This window comes from Thermococcus sp. LS1 (genome assembly GCF_012027395.1).
Lineage (GTDB): Archaea > Methanobacteriota_B > Thermococci > Thermococcales > Thermococcaceae > Thermococcus.
The window spans coordinates 135,510-154,155 of sequence record NZ_SNUJ01000003.1 but is presented as its reverse complement, the minus strand read 5'-3'; the positions used below and the strand labels follow the sequence as shown (position 1 = coordinate 154,155).

General features: G+C 48.5%; 20 protein-coding genes. 9 read left to right on the top strand and 11 right to left on the bottom strand.

All coding sequences use genetic code 11. From position 1 onward, the window contains the following. Window positions 1-46 precede the first annotated feature (46 nt). From E3E26_RS08765 to E3E26_RS08750, 4 genes are all read left to right on the top strand, one after another. A complete protein-coding gene (locus E3E26_RS08765; protein WP_370520107.1) occupies window positions 47-1,228 on the top strand; it encodes a magnesium transporter in 1,182 nt (393 codons plus the stop codon). 1 nt (window position 1,229) lies between these two features. Next, a complete protein-coding gene (locus E3E26_RS08760; RefSeq protein ID WP_240911700.1) occupies window positions 1,230-2,000 on the top strand; it encodes a sugar phosphate isomerase/epimerase in 771 nt (256 codons plus the stop codon). A gap of 100 nt (window positions 2,001-2,100) precedes the next feature. After that, window positions 2,101-3,519, top strand: coding sequence for an acetate--CoA ligase family protein (locus E3E26_RS08755; protein WP_167900942.1), 1,419 nt, complete (start codon window positions 2,101-2,103; stop codon window positions 3,517-3,519). A gap of 31 nt (window positions 3,520-3,550) precedes the next feature. Further along, window positions 3,551-4,258 carry an acetate--CoA ligase family protein gene (locus tag E3E26_RS08750; protein WP_167900941.1) on the top strand — a complete coding sequence of 236 codons (708 nt, stop codon included), beginning with the start codon at window positions 3,551-3,553 and terminating at the stop codon, window positions 4,256-4,258. Between the two features lie 115 nt (window positions 4,259-4,373). Here the strand turns inward: E3E26_RS08750 and E3E26_RS08745 are convergent, their stop codons facing one another. The 4 genes from E3E26_RS08745 to E3E26_RS08730 all read right to left on the bottom strand — a co-directional run bounded on the left by E3E26_RS08745 (window position 4,374) and on the right by E3E26_RS08730 (window position 7,006). Further along, window positions 4,374-5,048: a DUF257 family protein gene (locus E3E26_RS08745; protein WP_167900940.1), complete on the bottom strand. Its 675-nt coding sequence runs from the start codon at window positions 5,046-5,048 to the stop codon at window positions 4,374-4,376. A gap of 1 nt (window position 5,049) precedes the next feature. Continuing rightward, window positions 5,050-5,754 (bottom strand): DUF257 family protein, encoded by a 705-nt coding sequence (locus E3E26_RS08740; RefSeq protein ID WP_167900939.1) that lies wholly within the window; start codon window positions 5,752-5,754, stop codon window positions 5,050-5,052. Between the two features lie 119 nt (window positions 5,755-5,873). Next, a complete protein-coding gene (locus E3E26_RS08735; protein ID WP_167900938.1) occupies window positions 5,874-6,188 on the bottom strand; it encodes a hypothetical protein in 315 nt (104 codons plus the stop codon). Then, complete coding sequence (locus tag E3E26_RS08730) at window positions 6,185-7,006, bottom strand: cysteine synthase family protein (protein ID WP_167900937.1); 822 nt, start codon at window positions 7,004-7,006, stop codon at window positions 6,185-6,187. The genes E3E26_RS08735 and E3E26_RS08730 overlap by 4 nt, the downstream gene beginning before the upstream one ends. Window positions 7,007-7,570: 564 nt before the next feature. Here E3E26_RS08730 and E3E26_RS08725 point away from each other — a divergent pair. Together E3E26_RS08725 and E3E26_RS08720 are read left to right on the top strand one after the other, a co-directional pair. After that, on the top strand, window positions 7,571-8,560 hold the full coding sequence (locus E3E26_RS08725; RefSeq protein ID WP_167900936.1) for a hypothetical protein: 990 nt from the start codon (window positions 7,571-7,573) through the stop codon (window positions 8,558-8,560). Window positions 8,561-8,599: 39 nt separating this feature from the next. Further along, window positions 8,600-9,520: a hypothetical protein gene (locus tag E3E26_RS08720; RefSeq protein WP_167900935.1), complete on the top strand. Its 921-nt coding sequence runs from the start codon at window positions 8,600-8,602 to the stop codon at window positions 9,518-9,520. A gap of 91 nt (window positions 9,521-9,611) precedes the next feature. On the opposite strand, the gene E3E26_RS08715 is transcribed toward E3E26_RS08720, so the two are convergent. From E3E26_RS08715 to E3E26_RS08695, 5 genes are read right to left on the bottom strand one after another with little or no spacing between them, the layout of a single operon-like run. After that, window positions 9,612-10,202, bottom strand: a complete 591-nt coding sequence (locus tag E3E26_RS08715) for a 7-cyano-7-deazaguanine synthase (protein WP_167900934.1) — start codon at window positions 10,200-10,202, stop codon at window positions 9,612-9,614. 42 nt (window positions 10,203-10,244) lie between these two features. Then, a complete protein-coding gene (locus E3E26_RS08710; protein WP_167900933.1) occupies window positions 10,245-10,799 on the bottom strand; it encodes a DUF998 domain-containing protein in 555 nt (184 codons plus the stop codon). Window positions 10,800-10,808: 9 nt separating this feature from the next. After that, the gene (gene thiI / locus E3E26_RS08705; RefSeq protein WP_167900932.1) at window positions 10,809-11,954 is read right to left on the bottom strand and encodes a tRNA uracil 4-sulfurtransferase ThiI; all 1,146 of its coding nucleotides are present in this window, start codon (window positions 11,952-11,954) and stop codon (window positions 10,809-10,811) included. A 5-nt stretch (window positions 11,955-11,959) separates the two neighbouring features. Further along, entirely contained in the window at window positions 11,960-12,286 is a 327-nt protein-coding gene (locus E3E26_RS08700) for a hypothetical protein (protein WP_167900931.1), read from the bottom strand. A 41-nt stretch (window positions 12,287-12,327) separates the two neighbouring features. Further along, window positions 12,328-12,936 carry a nitroreductase family protein gene (locus E3E26_RS08695; RefSeq protein WP_167900930.1) on the bottom strand — a complete coding sequence of 203 codons (609 nt, stop codon included), beginning with the start codon at window positions 12,934-12,936 and terminating at the stop codon, window positions 12,328-12,330. A gap of 97 nt (window positions 12,937-13,033) precedes the next feature. On the opposite strand from E3E26_RS08695, the gene E3E26_RS08690 reads away from it, so the two are divergent. Next, the gene (locus tag E3E26_RS08690) at window positions 13,034-13,747 is read left to right on the top strand and encodes an aspartate/glutamate racemase family protein (protein ID WP_167900929.1); all 714 of its coding nucleotides are present in this window, start codon (window positions 13,034-13,036) and stop codon (window positions 13,745-13,747) included. A 70-nt stretch (window positions 13,748-13,817) separates the two neighbouring features. On the opposite strand, the gene E3E26_RS08685 is transcribed toward E3E26_RS08690, so the two are convergent. Further along, window positions 13,818-14,558 carry a class I SAM-dependent methyltransferase gene (locus tag E3E26_RS08685; protein WP_167900928.1) on the bottom strand — a complete coding sequence of 247 codons (741 nt, stop codon included), beginning with the start codon at window positions 14,556-14,558 and terminating at the stop codon, window positions 13,818-13,820. A 184-nt stretch (window positions 14,559-14,742) separates the two neighbouring features. After that, window positions 14,743-15,699, bottom strand: a complete 957-nt coding sequence (locus tag E3E26_RS08680; protein WP_167900927.1) for a hypothetical protein — start codon at window positions 15,697-15,699, stop codon at window positions 14,743-14,745. A gap of 215 nt (window positions 15,700-15,914) precedes the next feature. Here E3E26_RS08680 and pfkC point away from each other — a divergent pair, with 215 nt between their 5' ends. Together pfkC and E3E26_RS08670 are read left to right on the top strand one after the other, a co-directional pair. Beyond that, the gene (gene pfkC / locus E3E26_RS08675) at window positions 15,915-17,294 is read left to right on the top strand and encodes an ADP-specific phosphofructokinase (RefSeq protein WP_206204382.1); all 1,380 of its coding nucleotides are present in this window, start codon (window positions 15,915-15,917) and stop codon (window positions 17,292-17,294) included. 138 nt (window positions 17,295-17,432) lie between these two features. Next, on the top strand, window positions 17,433-18,644 hold the full coding sequence (locus E3E26_RS08670; RefSeq protein ID WP_370520106.1) for an ATP-binding protein: 1,212 nt from the start codon (window positions 17,433-17,435) through the stop codon (window positions 18,642-18,644). Window positions 18,645-18,646 lie beyond the last annotated feature (2 nt).

The following is an 18,646-nucleotide window of genomic DNA, read 5'->3' as shown; positions in this document are numbered from 1 at the left end:
TTAATACCACCAGAGGTCAACGTTTAGGGGGTGAAGGGCGTGGAGAGTGATACCAGTGATGGCTCAGGAGCTCGGGGAAAAGGTGAGGCAGGCTTACAGGGTCTCACTGCCCTCGTTAGTCGTCTCTCTGATAATTGGCTTCTTTGGAGGCACCTTCCTCGGTAAGTACTTGGAGAAGATTAGCCGCGATTATCCCGGTCTGCTCGTCATTCTGCCGGGCATGATGGGTCTCCGCGGCAACGTTTTTGGCTCGATGGCCTCGCGCTTCTCCACGATGCTCTACCTCGGTGACCTTGAGCCCTCGCTCAGGGAAAAGAAGGTTCTCAAGAACATTGTCATAGCGATGCTCCTCTCTCTAATCCCTGTAACTATTCTCTGGGCAATAGGTGTCATTCAGGGGATAAGGTACCACGCCCTCCAGATTCTCCTCATCGTTGTGAGCTCGACCATACTCGTCTCTCTTATCCTCGGCTACTTTACGGCTTTCGTCACCATATTCGCCTTCAGGAAGGAGGTTGACCCCGACAGCATGGCCGCCCCGCTCGTTGCCTCGATGGGTGACCTGCTCACCATTCCAGCATTGATAGCTTTCATACTCCTCCTCGAGACCTCGAAGGAGACCTTCTGGGGAAGCAACCTCGCCCTAATTTTGCTCTTCCTCGTCCTGCTGGCAATCTCCCGTGTGAGAAAGGCCGAGATAGTAGAATTCAAGGAGCTCTTCACGATAATAACAGCTTTAGCCCTGCTCTCGCTCATCTCGGGCTTCACACTCCAAAGGTTCAGCGGGCTGATAGGGGCTTCTGTAATCCTCGGCTTCGCCTATCCTTCAATCCTCAGCTCCTTTGGAAACTACGGCTCAATAATAGCGGCGAAAACCTCAACCGCACTCCACCTCGGTGAGATTGACGGCTACCTCTCCAAGGAGCCCTTCATGGAGATACTCGCACTTTTCCTCACAACGCCAATCGTTGGGACTCTGATAAACGTCTTTGGTGCTGGGATAGCCTATTTCATCGCGGGAGCCGAGCCAAGAATAGTTTACGAGCTGACCCTCAGCTATCCATTTATGGCACTTTTAATAATGCTCTACTCGTACACAATCTCCTACTTCCTCTTCCAGAAGAACATCGATCCAGACAACGTGGCGATACCGCTCATTTCGAACAACAGCGACATATTCGGCACGATATATGTCGTGGTAATAGCGAAGCTTATGGTGGGTGGTTGAGTTGCTCGGCCTATCCATGACGGCATTTTCGGGAAAGAGCATAAAGGACTTCGAGGAATGGGCCGGAAAAGCACAAAAGCTTGGCTTTGACTTCATAGAACTCCTGAGCGAGTGGCCGCACTATTTGACGAGAGCGAGCTACAGGGACTTCGCAGAGATCGTTGAGAGCTACGGGATGAAGATAACCGTCCACGCTCCCTTCAGCGACATCAACATCGGCGCGTTCAACGAAAAGATACGGAGAGCCGCACTGGAGGTTCTGCGCGAGACAATAGAGGTCGCCGCTGAGATGAACGCCCTAGTGGTCACCATCCACCCCGGCCACTGCTCTCCACTCAGCGTAAAGCACAGGGAGAAATACCTTGAGATACATAGGAAATCGCTCAGAAAGATTGCCGCATGGAGTGGAGAGTTTGGCATAAAGGTCGGCCTCGAAAACATGCCACGCTTTCCCATTCTGGACGCCCAGAGCTGCGAAAGACTCGCAGAGCTGGTGGCGGACATTGATATTGGAATTACCCTCGATGTCGGCCATCTAAACACCACGACAAGGAACTTTGACCGCTTCATCCAGCTTCTTGGGAGCAGAATCGTGCACCTTCACCTCCACGACAACCGCGGCGATAAGGACGAGCATCTCCCGTTAGGAGAGGGAACCGTTCCCTGGGCTCAGGTCGTCCCCAAACTTCCAACGGCAACGTGGTCCCTTGAGGTGGGGAACATAGAATCAGCGAGAAAAAGCCTCGAATTTCTGAAAAACCTGCACCGATGAACCTTTTAATTCATTAAAGCCCGTTTTTGGTAGACACAAGGCTTTTATACATTTAAAATGAAAGGAAAAAGGGAAGTTATTTCTTTCGGAGGGATGTACAATGGAGGCAAAGATAGTGGAGGAAATGAGGCCCTTCTTTGACCCGAAGGCGGTCGCTATCATCGGCGCAACTAACAAGAAAGGTAAGGTTGGAAACGTCATCTTTGAGAACTTCAGGATGAACAAGGAACGCGGTATCTTCAAGGGCAACATCTACCCGGTGAACCCGAAGCTCGACGAGATAGACGGTTACAAGGTCTACAAGAGCGTTGAGGAGCTCCCAGATGACACTGATTTAGCAGTCATCTCGATTCCGGCCCCGTTCGTTCCGGACACGATGAGACAGATAGCAAAGAAGGGCATAAAAGCAGTAATCATCATCACCGGTGGTTTCGGTGAGCTCGGCGAGGAAGGAAAGAAGCTCGAGCGCGAAATTCTTGAAATAGCCAGAGAGAACGGCATAAGGATCATCGGTCCGAACTGTGTTGGTGTTTACGTGCCGGATACCGGTGTTGACACGGTTTTCCTGCCTGAGAACAAAATGGACAGACCCAAGAGCGGACCAATTGCCTTCGTCAGCCAGAGCGGTGCTTTCGCGGCAGCCATGCTCGACTGGGCGGCCATGGCGGACATAGGCATAGGCAAGATGGTCAGCTACGGCAACAAGCTCGACGTCGACGATGCGGACCTCATGGATTACTTTATCCACGACGATAGCATAAACGTCGTCACCTTCTACATCGAGGGCGTGAAGGACGGAAGGAAGTTCATGAAAGCCGCCAAGAGGATAACCAAGGTCAAGCCAGTCATAGCCCTCAAAAGCGGAAGAACCGAGTACGGAGCCAGGGCAGCTTCATCTCACACCGGTTCCCTTGCTGGAGCGGACACTATCTACGACGCAGTCTTCAAGCAGACGGGTGTAATCCGTGCTGAGGACTTCGAGCACATGTTCGACCTTGCGAAGGCCTTCGCGGCTCTGAAGGACAAACTTCCGAAGGGTGACAGGATAGGAATCATCACCGACGGCGGTGGAGCCGGAGTTATGGCGAGCGATGCCGTTGCCAAGTTCGGCCTTAGGATGGCCGAGCTGAGCGAGGAAACACTCAAGTTCCTCAAGGAGAACTTTCCGCCGCACGCCGTCGCTGGCAACCCGACCGACGTTGTCGGCGACACCGACGCCGAGAGGTATAGGATCGCTATAGAGGGCTTCGTCAATGACCCGAACGTCGATGCTATACTTGTCATCGTGCTCTTCCAGGTGCCGCTCCTCGAGGAGGAGAAGATAATTGACATCCTTGCGGGGTACCAGAAGAAGAGCGACAAGCCCATCGTTGCCGTTGCCATGGGTGGTAAGAAGACTGATTACTACGCTAGAATCCTCGAGGAGAAGGGAGTCCCGGTCTATCCAACCCCCGAGAGGGGAGTAAGGGCCTTGGCAGGCCTTGTCAAATATGCTGAACACCTGAGGAGGGGCGACTGAGCCCCTCATTCACTTTCCCGGTGGTGGTATCATGAAGGAGGAAGCCCTTAAAGTTATCGAAGAGGTTTTGAAGTCCGGGAGGACTGCACTCGTTGAATACGAGGCTAAACAGGTCCTCAAGGCCTACGGCCTTCCCGTTCCAGAGGAGAAGCTTGCCAAGACCCTCGACGAGGCACTCAAGTACGCTGAGGAGATTGGCTATCCAGTTGCCATGAAGCTGATGTCTCCGCAGATACTCCACAAGAGTGACGCGAAGGTCGTTCTCCTTAACATAAAGACCCCAGAGGAGCTCAAGGAGAAGTGGGAGCTCATCCACGAGAACGCAAGGAAGTACAGGCCAGATGCTGAGATACTCGGCGTCCTTATCGCTCCGATGCTCAAGCCCGGAAGGGAGATCATTATAGGCGTTACCGAGGACCCGCAGTTCGGCCACGCCATAATGTTTGGCCTTGGTGGAATCTTCGTCGAGGTTCTCAAGGACGTCACCTTCAGGCTGGTGCCGATTACCGAAAATGACGCCAGGAAGATGATCAGGGAAATCAAGAGCTACCCGATTCTTGCCGGAGCGCGCGGAGAAGAACCAGCCGACATCGATGCAATAGTTGACCTCCTCCTCAAGGTCAGCCAGCTCGTGGATGAGCTCAGGGACTACATCAAGGAAATGGACCTTAACCCCGTCTTCGTCTACGAGCAGGGCAAAGGTGCCGTGATAGTTGACGCCAGGATAATCCTGAAGTAATTTTCTTTTCTTCCATTTACTTCGCTCAGTCCTCAGTGTCGGGAGTGGCCCTTCTAAACAACAACTGCAGAGAGACACGCAAATGGGTCTTCTCTTCATCCCAAAAGATCGCTTTTCAGGTTGCCAAGTAGTCCAGTAGTGCACTGGCATCAATGGAGAGCTTCCTTCCGTAGTCTTCCAACCGCAGTGACTTTAAAGTCCTGAGCGTGAGCTTTCCATTCTCAAATCCGAGCTCGAACACCCTGCTGGCCAGCTCCCTGATGTCCTCTAGGGTGCTTTCAGTGAGCATATCCCTGTTGATAAATGTCACGTTTATCCTGTCCTCTGCCCCGAGAGAGGATGCAACAGTCATGCGGCACACTGTGGAGGCCGGGAGCTCTGATTTGATAGCTATCAGCTTTTCGAGACCCAGCGTCACGATTAGCTTTAAACCGGGTACCTCTTTCAGTGCTTTTTCATATTCCATGTGCCATACAGGAGTAGCTTTGAGGATACTGATCCTATTGATGACTTTTCCCGTCGAAAGGGATCCTCCAAACTTCACGACCGGCACATCTTTGGCCCAGCTCGTGTCAACTCCCATGGTAGCCAGGTGGGAAAGCAGAACGTGAAACTGGTCGAAGATGTCATTGATAACAACTTGTATTTTCCTCTCCCGCCCGATACGAATGGGAAGTGACACTGCAAGATGGAGAGGTATGAGAGGGGTGTACTCTACGACTATGAGTTCCCCCGGTTTGATGCTTTTAAAAGCTTCGAGTACATCATTAATAGCCCGTTCCACGGCCACATTAATCACCCCCTGCCGCGATGAGATACTCCCTGAGATCCCAAGGATCAACACGAACTTCGGCACCGTATTCATCGAAGTAAACTGACTTCACGATCCTCACGAGGAGCTTGCCGTTTTCAATCCTTGTTCTCAGAACACGGGTTGCAGTTTCCTCCACCTCACTCAGTACGGGCCTCGTGATTCTCTTTCTGTTTAGGAATACAACACCAATAGTGTTCTGGTGGCCGACCAGCGGCTTTATGAGGCCGGTGATAAACTCCTCCCTTTTCACGGGATCGCTTTCCAGCCGCTGCAAAAGCTCAGTAGCACCCACAACGAGGCGTATGGTAGAGTTACCTTCAGTTTTTTCACATATTTTCTGCAGGAGCTCTGTATACTGCCTCTTAAGAATCGAGATCTCATTTATCTCTTCTATCTTTTTGAAAACATTGCCGACATTTATCAATCCTCCCACCTTCACTACAAACACATCATCAATGAGGCTTGTATCTATGTCCTCAAGATCCAGCTTAGTTTTCATGACATGAAGCCCATCTAGGGTATCAACTATAAAAATAGGGACTGCCTTGAGCTTGGCATATCTTAGGATCATTTGAAGGATTAGGTGAACAGGATCCTCTGAGGTGTACTCCACGAGAACTAGCTCTCCGGGTCGAATCATGTCCGCATATTCAAAAAGTGTTTTCTCAAAATTCTTGCTCATAAGTGGTCCCCCCATAACATTATCATCATTACTACAAAGTTGGCAGCAGTTGTTAAAAAAAGTTTTGTAACTGCACAACTGGACCACAGAAAGTTAGAGGTTAAAAATCAATCAAAACCTTATATGTCCTCCTTTCTTGCAACATCCTGGACATAACCAAGTATGTCATGCAGTATGAAAAAGCTCACCGCGGCATCAACGACAGACCATATGTTGCCCGCTATCAGGAACAGCAACGCGAAGAAGAACTCTATTGCAGCGTAGATAAGGGCGATTTTTATGGCAGTCCGGTTCTCCCGCGTGAGGCCGTATGCGAGAGCCATGCTCAGCAGGCCGAAGGCCAGGTAAAATACTGAACCAAAGGAGTAAGCATAATACAGAAGCAGAAAGCCGTTAAGGAAAAGAAGATAGGTGGCGAGGGTTAACCTTTTCATGTAATCCCCAGGTAACCCTCAAATATCTCTACGTATTTAAACCCATCGTCCGGGAAGATTAGGACGTAGGTTTTCTCACCAAATTCGCTGGAGACTTTTTCGTACGCTTTGACCACTGCTCCAGAGCTGAGTCCTATCAAGAGACCGTCTCTGCGTGCCACGCTGAGGGCACCCTCAATGGCTTCGTTCCGGGTTATCTCCACGACCCTGTCTATGTCCACCTGGAAGTACCACTTGGGCTTTGTTTCAAGGCGCTTTATGCCGGGGATCTTCTCACCCTTCGCCGGGACGACGCCCACAACGGTTGTATCGTAGCGCTCCTTGAAGTACTTTGCCAGACCTGCTATGTGGCCCGAAGTACCTATGCCTGCTATCACAACGTCGGGCTTTTTACCTATGCTTTTCAGCTGCTCGTCTATCTCCCTGGCGGTAAAGCGGTAGTGGGCCTCGAAGTTGTCGTCGTTCTCGAACTGGTTGAGGTTAGCCGCTCCAGCCTTCTTTGCTTCTTCGACGACGTACTGAACCATAGTGGGGTCTATGGTCTCGAAGTTAGTCATGACAACATCCGCACCAAGTACTCTGAGCAGAACCTGGGTGGCCTTTGGTGTCGGCTTTGGCAGGTATGCCCTGAACTCTATTCCCAGAACGTTGCTGAGCGCCGCCAGAGAAATCCCGACGTTGCCGGAAGTTGCCTCAAAAAGCTTCCTCGTGCCGTTGATGTCCCCGCGCTCGATGGCCTTCATAAGCATGTTAAAAACGGCCCTGTCCTTAATGCTCCTGCTGAAGGGGTTAAAGAACTCTAACTTGGCAAAATACATCCCCCCTCTCGGTGGAAAGCCTAACAAGGGGGGTCGGCTTGTACTTTTCGAACAGCTCCAGTGTGTTGTTAAACACGTTCATTTGCCATCACCATAAAAGGCTCCGGCAAAGACCTTAAAAGCTTTCCTTAAACGAACAGTTATACACAAAATTGGGTACTAAATCGGTTTGTTCACCAGTACTCCTTTGATATAATTTGAACGTTGTATTATCAAACATGTTTCCATGTAATTTAACGTGGGTTTAATTTATATATTTCAAAGACGAAAGTGTTATATACAGCTTTGAGTAATTACATTTAACAGCCTTGTTGGGGAAGGGGCGAATGCGGAAGTTGATAATTGTCCAAGAGCACGTTAAAAAAGTCCATCCAGTTAGAGCTGACGTGGACTTGAAGTGGTTCATAGCCTACTATCAGCAAGCAGCTGAACTGACGTTTACGGAAGTAGTCCAAATCGACATGAGAATGAGAGAATAGACATAGATCCCAGAATTTTGTAGTCTGTACTCGGGGAGAGTATGGGAGCCAATGTGGATGGGACTGGGTAATAAGGTGGTAAATGGTGGAGTGTCATGAAGAACGACAAAAGATTTTGGCAGGATTTTTAATTTTTGTTTTCGCTGTTTCTTTGTTTATCATTCAAAAAGATGACTCGTCTCCTCCTAATGAGGGTGAAGGATTACATTTACAAAATAAGTCCAGCATCTCAATAAGTGTCAACGAAACAGGCGATAATAAGACACTTGTTCCGATAGCAACTGATGAAGTTAATTTTGAGGGAGAGACTACTGGTTTCATTCAATGTTTACCGGTAATCCAAGTTAAATCTCAGTACTACCAGAGCGGACTTGAGCATCTCGTGAACTTCACCCTCTTCCTTAACGGAACGCTGAAGGCGAACGTGACCTTAGAAGGTGTGGAAGGAAATTATTTCTGCGTTCCCGAGGGGGTAGTCGTATATTCATACTACCCGGGAGAACGGAGAAGCTCCGTGGCGCTGTTTGACTACAACTTAACCCTCATATGGAAGGAAAAATACCGGGCCTTCCCGGAAATGTACCACAATGGGAGCATAATCCTCGTGGATTCGTGCATTTACTTTGTGAACACCTCTGACGGGAACGTAAGCAGGAAGATATGCCCTGACGTCAGGGAACCATACATCTCACACATAAGGATTCTGGGTGAGACGGTGTACTATACAGTGGGCTACTATGACATTGATCTGTGGAAAACGAGGGCGCTGATATACCTCGTGAGGGCCGAGGAGGTGAAAAAGAGTGAAATCGCCACGATTGAAGGGCACCCCCTCGGTGTTAGACTGCTGATTGACGCCAACGATGAATATGTGGCGGTGGCTTACTACCTTCGGGACGAGCTCAGGAACGAGAAGAACGGCGTTTGCGTGTTCACAGCAGAGCGCTTAAGGAAAATCGCCTGTAAGGAATTTGAAAACGGCGAAAGGCCTGTGAACATCAAACTCGAAGAAAACATCGTGTACGTACAAACAACTAAGGGAGTGAAAGCGTATATGATACTCAGCTTGGGGTAATCTAATACGAAAAATGGGTTGGTAGCAAGGTGATGGACTGTGAACAAAAAGAAAAAGGCAATAATCCTGGGTTTCATCCTCCTGCTCCTGTTTTATTTCTCTCCCAAAGGCTTACTTATTCCCACAGACGCAGAGAGAGCAAATTTTGATAGCAGTGCTTCAGGATTTATACAATGTCCACCAGACCTTCAAGTGAAAGCGGAATACTATCAATACAGGCTCGATCACCTTGTGAACTTCACGCTTTCTTTTGGGGAGAATAAGAAAGCAAATATAACCCTCAGAGGATTTTTGGGGGAACACTTCTTTTGCATTCCCGAAGGGATTTTTGTTTATTCGTATTACCTTGGTGATCCCTCGGCAGGGATTAATGCGGCATTATTTGATTACAACCTACCCCTTAAATGGTGGCGGCACTTCTCCGGCTTTCCAGATCAGTACGTACGAAACAGTCTTGTGTTCGTGAGGTCTGACCCGTACGGCTCAAACTCTTGCATTTATTTCGTAAATCCTTCAACGGGGAGTACGGATAAAAAGTATTGCCTGGATGTCCCTAAAGCTCACATTTCACACGTTAAAATTGTTGATAACAGGGTATATGTTACGTTGGGGTACTACAGTGTTGGAACCCTCTCCGGAGAGACAAAAGCATTTCTGTATCTCATAGAAGGAGGCAATTTGAGGAGAAAAGAAGTTGCTACTATCGAAGGTCATCCCCTCGGAGTTAAATTGCCGTTGGATACCAACGGAAAATATGTAGCTGTCGCATACTACCTTCACGACGAAATTGGAAACGAAAAAAACGGGGTCTGTGTTTTCACTGCAGGCAGGCTGATTAAAATCGCGTGCACGGAATTTGAAGACGGTGAGAGACCACTAAAAGTCAAACTCGAAGGAAACATCGTTTACGTCCAGACAACAAAGGGGGTGAAAGCTTACAAGATACTCAGCCCGTGGTGACCAGTGGTGTGTCCGAGGATGCCCGTATAAGGAACTGCACCAGCATCCTCGATGTGGGCTTGAGAGAATCTCATGCGAGGAATGAGATGCTTCAAAGCACCCCTTCCCTCACGAGTTTCTCCCTTATCTTCTCGAACTCTCCAAGGGAGCCGCGCACCACCGGATACTTCGGCACGAATGGACAGGGCTCTTCAGGTTCTATGCTTATTTCGAACGTGCCTATCTCCTTTGCTATTTTGACTATCTCCTCCTTGTCGAGGCCGATGAGGGGCCTCAAAATAGGCAGATCACTCGCCTGACTTATTATCAGCAGGTTGTCGAGGGTCTGCGATGCCACTTGCCCGAGAGAGTCGCCCGTAACTATAGCCTTTGCTCCGATTTCATGCCCAACCCTGCAGGCCTTCCTCAGCATCGTGTATTTGCAGAAAAGACACGTCCACTTGGCCTTTCCAATCTCGACCAGCTTGGAAAAGATCGGCGCCTGTTCCTCGTAAGCATCAACGATTACGGGCTCGTTGAGCTTCCCGTACTTACTCAGAATCTCGCAGAGCTCCAGAACTTTTGACTCCTTCTTATCGCTCTGCTTGAAGTGGACCGGCGTTATCTCCATGCCCTTTCTGAGCATGAGGTATATCGCCACTGGAGAATCAATGCCCGAGCTGAGCAGTGCAACGGCCTTCATATCCAAGGGCAGGAAAAAAGGATATATGAAGTTTTCCGCAACTTAGAGTTCCAAACCCTTGAGCTGAAGGAGGCCGATGTAGATGAACCAGGCCAGTATCATGGCTGCACCTATAAGCTCGGGGATGGCAAGGCCCTTGAAAACGCGAGCTTTCACCATGTAGAGCATCACCACAAAAGTAACAACCGAAAGAATTGCCCAGAGCATCCCGACGGAAAGGCCAGAACGAGCGAGCTTGAGCCCTATGAGGACTATATCGGCTAGCGCCAAAACATAGAAGAGAATTGCTGAAGGAGTATGTAGGGGATATTCCTCAGGAAAGATGCCAACAAGGAAAAGCGAGACCATGGCGATGGGCATGAGATAAGAGAGACCGTTCTTGAAGGCTCCGAGCGAGGCTATGAAGCCCAAAACTGCAAACAGCATAAGAAAGCCGTTGAAGTAGTAGTTCACGGGATTCCGTACTGACCCCATGTCGCTGAGGGCGTTGTCGGTGAATGAAAACCAGGGGTTATGGTAAATGACAACGATCAGCCCAATAAGAAATACGAGTGGTAGGAGGAGGGAGATGTATGCCGGGAGTTTTGTCGACTCCATAACATCACCTCAACATGCCCTATTTTTCGGTTCTTCGCCGAAGACGGCCTTGTAGAGCTTTCTGAACTCCTCCCAGGAACCCCTTATCACTGGATGCCTTGGTATAAAGGGAATCTCGTCCTCAGGGAGAGTGGACAGCTCAAAGGTGCCTATCTCCTTTGCTATTTTGACGATTTCCTCCTTGTCCATGCCTATGAGCGGGCGGTAAATCGGCAGATCGCTCGCCTGGCTGACGATGTACATGTTCTCCAGGGTTTGAGAGGCTACCTGGCCGAGGGAGTCACCCATCACGATGCCCTTTGCCCCAAAGTCCCTCGCGATTCTATCGGCGTGGCGAACCATCATGAACTTGCAGAAGACGCAGGTGTAGTTCTCCTTTTTGAGCTCCTTGAGCTTCTGAAGAATTCTTTCGCGCTCTTTAGGTTTAACCACAATCAGCTCGCCCTTGCCGCCGTAGCCGTACTTCTTGAGCTGGTTCCATATCTTCCTGACCTTTTCGAGGGTCTTCTCGCCCATGTAGATGTGCACCGGGATTACCTCCACACCGCGCTTCATCATGAGGAAAGCGGCAACCGGTGAATCAATGCCGCCGCTGAGCAGAGCCACGACCTTGCCCTGAGTGCCGATGGGAAGGCCACCCCAGGCTTTGACCTTGTCCACGAAGATGTAGGCCTTGCCCTCCATCAGCTCAACGCCAACTTCTATGTCATACTCGTGGAGATTCACCTCGCTCTCTTCGTTCTCGAGGATGTACTCGCCGACCTTCGCCTGGATCTCCGGACTCTTCAGAGGGAACTCCTTGGTTATGCGCCTCGCGGTTACCCTAAAGCGAGGTTTTTCTAATCCAAGTCCCCTCTTCTTTCTGCGGAACAGCTTGCGGGCCGTCCTGTTGATCTTCTCCATTTCTGCGTCGATCTCCATCGCCGGGGAAAGCGAGACTATGCCGAAGACCCGCTTAAGAACCTCAACGGCCTCTTCAGCCCTGTTTGTCTTTACAAGAACCCTCCCGTGCTTTGCTTCTACCTTCTTGAACTCTACTTCCTCACTCACCAGGGCCTCACGGATGTTGTTCATGAGGATGTTCTCGAACCATCTCCTCGTCTGCCTCGACTTCGTGCCTATCTCACCGTAGCGGACTATAACGACGTTGAACATGAATATCACCCCACCATATGCGGGAACTTGATCACAATCTCGACGTACTTTTGAATGACGACATAGAGGACGATCGAGATGAGATATGAGGAAAGGAGTATCAGCTCGTTCATCTCGAAAATGTGGGCCGCTATCTCCTTCGCCCTCGGCGTGGCGTCAACTATGGCGCCCATGTACTTCCTCTTGAGCCAGTGGTTTATCTGAATGGCCAGAACGAGGAGCAGAACCCCAGTTAACCCCCACATCTTTCCAAGAGCAAGCATCAGGAATAGCGTCGAAGCCACTATTATCCAGCCGCCGATGACACCGAGGAGTATGACGAACTCTATCATCCTTTCACCAAAAGGAATTGAGGGAGGGAGAATAAAAACGTTTAGATGAAGCGAGTGACCTGTTCGAGGGTCTTCCTCCGCTTCCGTGGTGCTGCTTTTTCCAGCGGATAGCCAACAGGTATGACGCCGACGAGATAGTAGTTCTCATCGAGGCCAGCCAGCGTTCTGACCTGTTCCTCGATGCCCCTGAAGTTCGTAACACCTACGTAAACAGTACCGAGGCCTAACTCAACTGCTTTGAGCATTAAATTCTGTATCGCCATTGCCGCGCTCTCCACGCTCCAGAGAAGCTCGGGCTCATCGAACTCTTCACCTTTAAGGAAGCGGACACGTTTGTCGATGAAAACTGCTATGTAAACCGGCGCCCTGTACATTCCCCCCTCGTACATCTTCTTTCTAAGCTTCTCTATCTTCTCTTCCGAGAGATTCACCGCCCGATAGTACTCCTCCATCCCGCGTGCTATCAGGTGGTAAATCCTCTCCCGTGCTTCCTCACTCCTGAAAACAACGAAAAGCCAGTTCTCGAGGCTGCTGGCGGTAGGTGCCCTCACTGCCGCTTCGATGAGCGCCTTGATGGCATCCTCCGGAACATCCCTCCCCTCAAAATACCTCACAGAAGTCCTCTTGAGTATTGCCTCGCCGAGCTCCACAGTATCACCCGGTGAAACGTTAGTGGGAAGGTTAATCAGTCTTTCCAAAACCAAAGGTTTAAGAGAGCCCTTGAGTAATCCCCCCTAAGGTGAAAGCATGTACGGATGGAGAGGCAGGCTCGGTCTTATCGTTCCCTCTTCGAACACCACGATGGAGATGGAGCTTCACTCGGCCATCCCCGAGGGGGTCTCGCTGCACACCGCGAGGGTTCCGCTCAGGAACGTCACCGAGGAAGAGCTCATCAAGATGAACGCTTTAGCGGTGGAGAGCGCCAAGCTCCTCCGCGATGCAGGGGTTGAGCTGATTCTCTACGGCTGCACGAGCGGTTCATTCATTGGCGGCAAGGACTTCGAGAAGGAGCTCGAGGCAAAGATAGAGAACGAAGTAAACGTTCCGGTGGTGAGCACGAGCACGGCCGTCGTCGAGGCCCTGAAGATGCTCGACGCCCAGTCGATACTCGTGATAACTCCTTACACCGACGAGATAAACGAACGCGAGAAGGAGTTCCTCGAGGCCAACGACTTCGAGGTTCTCGACATCAGGGGTCTCGGCATAGAGGACAACACCAAGATAGGGAAGCTCGAGCCCTACGAGGCCTACCGCTTAGCTAAGGCCACCTTCGTGGACGAGGCTGATGCAATCTTCATAAGCTGCACCAACCTGAGAACGTTCGAGATCATCGAGCCTCTGGAGGAAGACCTTGGTGTCCCAGTAGTCACCAGCAACCAGGCTTCTCTCTGGCTGGCACTCAGAGAGATGGACGTCATGGAGAAGATTCCCTGGCTTGGAAGACTCTTCACGCAGTTTTGATTCACCCTACGTTGTTACCTCTGGTTCTAATTTTATTCTCAATAGTTAAAAGTTTAAAAAAATACAAAAGTCAACTAAGACGCCTAATTATAACCCCATACATATAGAACATAGACGAGCTGTCAATAGTGTACTCAATATCGATGTTCTCCCGTTGAAGGTTAGACCTCACATCATTCAAAATTTTCTCTAGTTCTGAGATTGTATAGGCTTTTGACACATGTTTCTCTCCGCTAAATGCATCAGTACAGATGGCAATGTGTCTCTGGCCTCCAATATCTACAAATTCAATTATGTCTCCTGCTGCACGGTACATCCTTGCTCTTTCCAAATCTATAAGTTCATCCTTTTTGTAAACCGTAAAGAATAAGCCACCACCAGGGAGAACTGCATGCTTTAGTATATCGATTAGGAATTCTCGTTCTTTACACTTCCAATTGCTACCACTAAGCGAACACTGCCATCCAACTAAATTTGAAACAGCCAAAACTATGTGGAAGTCCAAGGATTTTTTAAGTGCATGTCGGATAGAATGAAGATGTCCGCTTTCATCTATGCCTACAAAAGCATTACGTATAAACACTCTAACACGCTCATCTTCAAATCGCTTCTGAACCTCATTATGGATGTCCTTATTTTGTTCTATTCCAACAATTTTCTTTATAGTGTACCTGAGATCACTATTTAGTAGTAACGCTATAACTCTACCAGGCCCAGTACCAATCTCAAGAACATGTAAAGGAGTGCCCCCATGTAACCCCATAGCGATTTCCCTACATGCCTTAAGAATTGCTTGATTTTCCTCTGCCATGATGCGATACCAAATCTTCTTTGCAGTTAGCTCAGTTTTCCAAATGTCCCGGTTACTTCCAACTTTCTCTTCTGCGCTTTGGAGGCATTTTAGACACCTATTTCCATAAATATCGTCTATGGAAATCAATTGGAGAGAGTTTAATATGCCTTGTATTTTGGACCTATCTTCGGTCCGTATTTTCTTAGATCTTTCTTTTATCAGCGAATAATTGAGCAGATAATGAACAAAAAGGTCTAAAATTGTTAAATGTTATATACCCTCCCATAGGGGTATTATTTTCATCTAGATCCAAGTACATTGTGAATACATTTCCTTTCTCAGTTATTATTACCCCAAAATCTTGAGGTCGAGCAGGAGTAGGCCTTTCATTAGCATTTAATTTCAATACTAGTACAGAGATATTACCTTGAACTTGAGAAGAAAGAGCTTCACTAAGAACTCCATTGCTACCGGGACTATAGAGAAAAATTCTTTCAAAAAAGACTTTGGGATCGATTTTTTTAAGAAGATCATTAACGTCGATTTCTTTAAATGAAGGATGAGTTACATGTTCAAGAGCACGCCTAATTGTCTTTTCCACGATTTCTTGTGCATTCTTAGCATAAGTAGGTTGGCTTAATTCCTTAATTCTTTCAAATTGTCGCTTTTGATATATTTGCATTTCGGGATTTAGCCAGAATTTTGGATCAATTCTACTAGTAGCTCTAATAAAAATAACTTTGTCCTCATCTTGAGTAAGAAGATCTGTCCAGAATTGATAGAACTCTTCAACTGTCAATGTGACTCGAGAATTGTTTAAAAGATCGGAGAGGTATTTTTCTTGGATAAATGATCTTAGATTGGAAGGAAGGGTTTTGATTCGTCCCCGAAATATTCTCAAATCGTCACTAATAGAGTTTAGTTTTTCTATATCCTCCACAACCTGATTCAAGGCTTTTTTAATATCGCTAGGTTCTAAATCCTCTAAAGGTTGAGATATATAGATCCCATAAGCTTTTAACCAATTTATTACTGCTGTTAAAAGATGTTTAAACTTCTCTCTTTGGTGATAGGCTTCAAGCACTCTGTCAATTATCATTGCTACAGTCAAAATAGCTCCCACAGCACCGATAATGCCTAGGATCAATTCCAGTTGCATACTTCCCACCCCTATAGATGTAAGTACAGATACTAGTTAGAATATAATGCTCACAATAACTATTAAGTTTTTCTACCAACATGAAATTTGTTGTGGTTTTAAAAACTTAGTTGTAGTTAACGACAGACAATGGACTCGGCTCGCTGTTCTAGCTCCGAAACTCTTTTAAGAATCCGTGCACATTTTCTAAATGTTAGTCACTGAGGGTGATACATATGGAGCTCCTCCACAAGGCTAGGGAACTTTCGATATACACCGCGTACAACACGAACGTCGACGCGATAGTCTTTCTCAAGGGAGAGACAGTCCAGAAACTGATAGACGAATTTGGCGCAGCAGCCGTGAGGAGAAGGATGGAGGAGTACCCAAGGGAGATAAACGAGCCCATAGACTTCGTTGCGAGACTGGTTCATGCGCTTAAAACGGGCAAGCCGATGGCTGTGCCTTTGGTTAATGAGGAGCTCCACGAGTGGTTTGATTCCCACTTCAAATACGACGTCGAGAGGATGGGAGGTCAGGCGGGCATAATAGCGAACCTCCTGGCGAACCTCGACTTCAGGCGCGTTATAGTTTACACCCCCCATCTGGCCAAAAAGCAGGCCAAGATGTTTGTTGATAAACCCAATCTCTTCTATCCCGTTGTCGAAGACGGAAAGCTGACCTTCAAGCACCCGCGCGAGGCCTACCGCGAGGGCGACCCGATAAAGGTCAACAGGATATTCGAGTTCCGCGCAGGGACTACCTTCAAGCTCGGAAGCGAAACGATAACGGTTCCTTTCTCAGGCAGGTTTATCGTTTCGGCCAGATTCGAAAGCATAAAGATCCATACTGAATCCGAGCTGAGACCTTTCCTTCCCGAGATAGGGAACGAGGTTGATGGGGCAATCCTTTCGGGCTACCAGGGGATAAAGCTCCGCTATTCCGACGGGAAGGATGCGAACTACTACCTCAAGAAGGCCAAAGATGATATCATACTCCTCAAGAGGAAGAAGGACGTCAAGGTCCACTTGGAGTTTGCTTCAATCCAGAACCGCGAGCTGAGGAAGAAAGTCATCTACAACCTCTTCCCACTCGTCGACAGCGTAGGTATGGACGAGTCAGAGATAGCCCACATCCTGAACGCTCTGGGATACTCAAAACTCTCGGACAGGATATTCACCTACAACCGCATCGAGGACACCGTTTTGGGCGGAAAGATACTCATTGACGAGATGAACCTCGAGGTCCTCCAGATTCATACGATCTATTACATCATGTACGTTACCCATGCTGACAATCCCTTGAGCGAGGATGAGCTCATGCAGAGTCTCGAGCTGGCCACGACTTTAGCGGCAGCGAGGGCTTCTCTGGGGAACATCAAATCGCCCGAGGACTTCAAGGTTGGCCTCAAAGTTCCCTACAACGAGCGCGGTGAATACGTCAAGCTCCGCTTCGAAGAAGCCAAGAGGAAGCTGAGGACAAGGGAGTACAAGGTCGTCATAATCCCGACAAGGCTCGTCAAGAACCCGGTTTCAACGGTTGGCCTTGGGGACACGATTTCAGCCGGAGCCTTCACGAGCTACCTTGCCCTGCTGAAAGAGAAAGGAGAACTCTGAAGTATTTTAGACCTTGTTCCATTTTGGTACTGTAAGGTGTACCAAAACCTTATAAGATTTGGTACAGTATACCATACCATGAATTCGGAAGACGTCAAGCGCTATATCAGGCTATTCCACGAGAGAGAACTGCCCGAGGTGAAAGGAAGGGAGCTAAAACCGCGGTTGTATCCCGGCAAAGCGAGTGCAATAATTGGGCCAAGGCGCTCTGGAAAGACGTATCTCCTCTACTCCATTATTGGAGCGGATCGAGAAAGGTATGTTTATCTCAACTTCGAAAACCCCCTTCTCTTTGGCATAACTGGAAGAGATTTCCCACAGATCGTTGATTCGTACTTTGACCTCTATCCAGAAAACATTAAGAGCGAAATCTTCTTTCTCTTAGACGAGATTCAGAACGTTCTGGACTGGGAAATAGGTGTTAGATACCTCCTTGACGAAGGGTTCAAGGTATCTGTTACCGGTTCGTCCTCCAAGCTCCTGTCAAGAGAGGTGGCTACCCAGCTTCGGGGCCGAGCGGTTTCCTACATCCTGCTCCCCCTGTCATTTAGGGAATTTCTGGAGTTCAAAGGAGTAAAGTTCAGTAAGTCCGACCTCTACGGGAGAAAGATTCACAAGGTCAAAAAACTCCTCCTTGAGTACCTTCGATTTGGTGCCTTCCCTGAGGTCGCACTCCTCGATGATAGGGTGAGAATCCTCGAGGAGTATCTGTCCGTTATGATAACCAAAGACATTATCGAGCGGCACGGCATAAGGAATGTTGCCCTTGTGGAAAGCATTGTCAAGCTCCTCCTCGCGAGCTACTCCAAGTACACCTCCTACAGCTCGATTCACAGGTTCTTGAGATCCGAGTTTGGTGTCTCCAAGACTACGGTTTTTGAGTATCTAAAAGCGCTTGAAGATTCTTTCTTTGTCTTCTTCCTGCCTAGATATACCCGCTCCGAAAAAGAGTCCCAAAGGGCTCCGAAAAAAGTCTACCTTGTGGACACTGGACTGGCCCTCTTCTCGAGAAAGGATACTGCAAGGGACATGGAAAACGTGGTTTTTTTGGAACTCTTAAGAAGAAAGCACTACCAGAACCCTCTGCTTAACGTTTACTACTATGGTGGCTCTGGAGAGAAAGAAGTTGATTTCCTCGTAACCAAATCGGGGAGAGTTACTGAGCTGATTCAGGTAACACAGACTCTCTCGGAAAGCTTTGAAAGAGAAGTGAACGCTATAGTAAAGGCAGGAAAAACTTTCCGGTGCAGAAACCTCACCATAGTAACCCTGGAAGAAGAAGACACGATCAACAGAGACGGATTCAGGATCAAAGTCGTGCCGCTCTGGAAATTTCTTTTGAACTTCTAAGC

What these genes read in the sequence shown, in the direction of transcription:
- E3E26_RS08755 (WP_167900942.1), top strand. Translation starts at nt 2,101, where the DNA reads ATGGAGGCAAAGATAGTGGAGGAAATGAGGCCCTTCTTTGACCCGAAG.
- E3E26_RS08750 (WP_167900941.1), top strand. Translation starts at nt 3,551, where the DNA reads ATGAAGGAGGAAGCCCTTAAAGTTATCGAAGAGGTTTTGAAGTCCGGG.
- E3E26_RS08740 (WP_167900939.1), bottom strand. Translation starts at nt 5,754, where the DNA reads ATGAGCAAGAATTTTGAGAAAACACTTTTTGAATATGCGGACATGATT.
- E3E26_RS08735 (WP_167900938.1), bottom strand. Translation starts at nt 6,188, where the DNA reads ATGAAAAGGTTAACCCTCGCCACCTATCTTCTTTTCCTTAACGGCTTT.
- E3E26_RS08730 (WP_167900937.1), bottom strand. Translation starts at nt 7,006, where the DNA reads ATGTATTTTGCCAAGTTAGAGTTCTTTAACCCCTTCAGCAGGAGCATT.
- E3E26_RS08715 (WP_167900934.1), bottom strand. Translation starts at nt 10,202, where the DNA reads ATGAAGGCCGTTGCACTGCTCAGCTCGGGCATTGATTCTCCAGTGGCG.
- E3E26_RS08710 (WP_167900933.1), bottom strand. Translation starts at nt 10,799, where the DNA reads ATGGAGTCGACAAAACTCCCGGCATACATCTCCCTCCTCCTACCACTC.
- thiI (WP_167900932.1), bottom strand. Translation starts at nt 11,954, where the DNA reads ATGTTCAACGTCGTTATAGTCCGCTACGGTGAGATAGGCACGAAGTCG.
- E3E26_RS08700 (WP_167900931.1), bottom strand. Translation starts at nt 12,286, where the DNA reads ATGATAGAGTTCGTCATACTCCTCGGTGTCATCGGCGGCTGGATAATA.
- E3E26_RS08690 (WP_167900929.1), top strand. Translation starts at nt 13,034, where the DNA reads ATGTACGGATGGAGAGGCAGGCTCGGTCTTATCGTTCCCTCTTCGAAC.
- E3E26_RS08685 (WP_167900928.1), bottom strand. Translation starts at nt 14,558, where the DNA reads ATGGCAGAGGAAAATCAAGCAATTCTTAAGGCATGTAGGGAAATCGCT.
- E3E26_RS08680 (WP_167900927.1), bottom strand. Translation starts at nt 15,699, where the DNA reads ATGCAACTGGAATTGATCCTAGGCATTATCGGTGCTGTGGGAGCTATT.
- pfkC (WP_206204382.1), top strand. Translation starts at nt 15,915, where the DNA reads ATGGAGCTCCTCCACAAGGCTAGGGAACTTTCGATATACACCGCGTAC.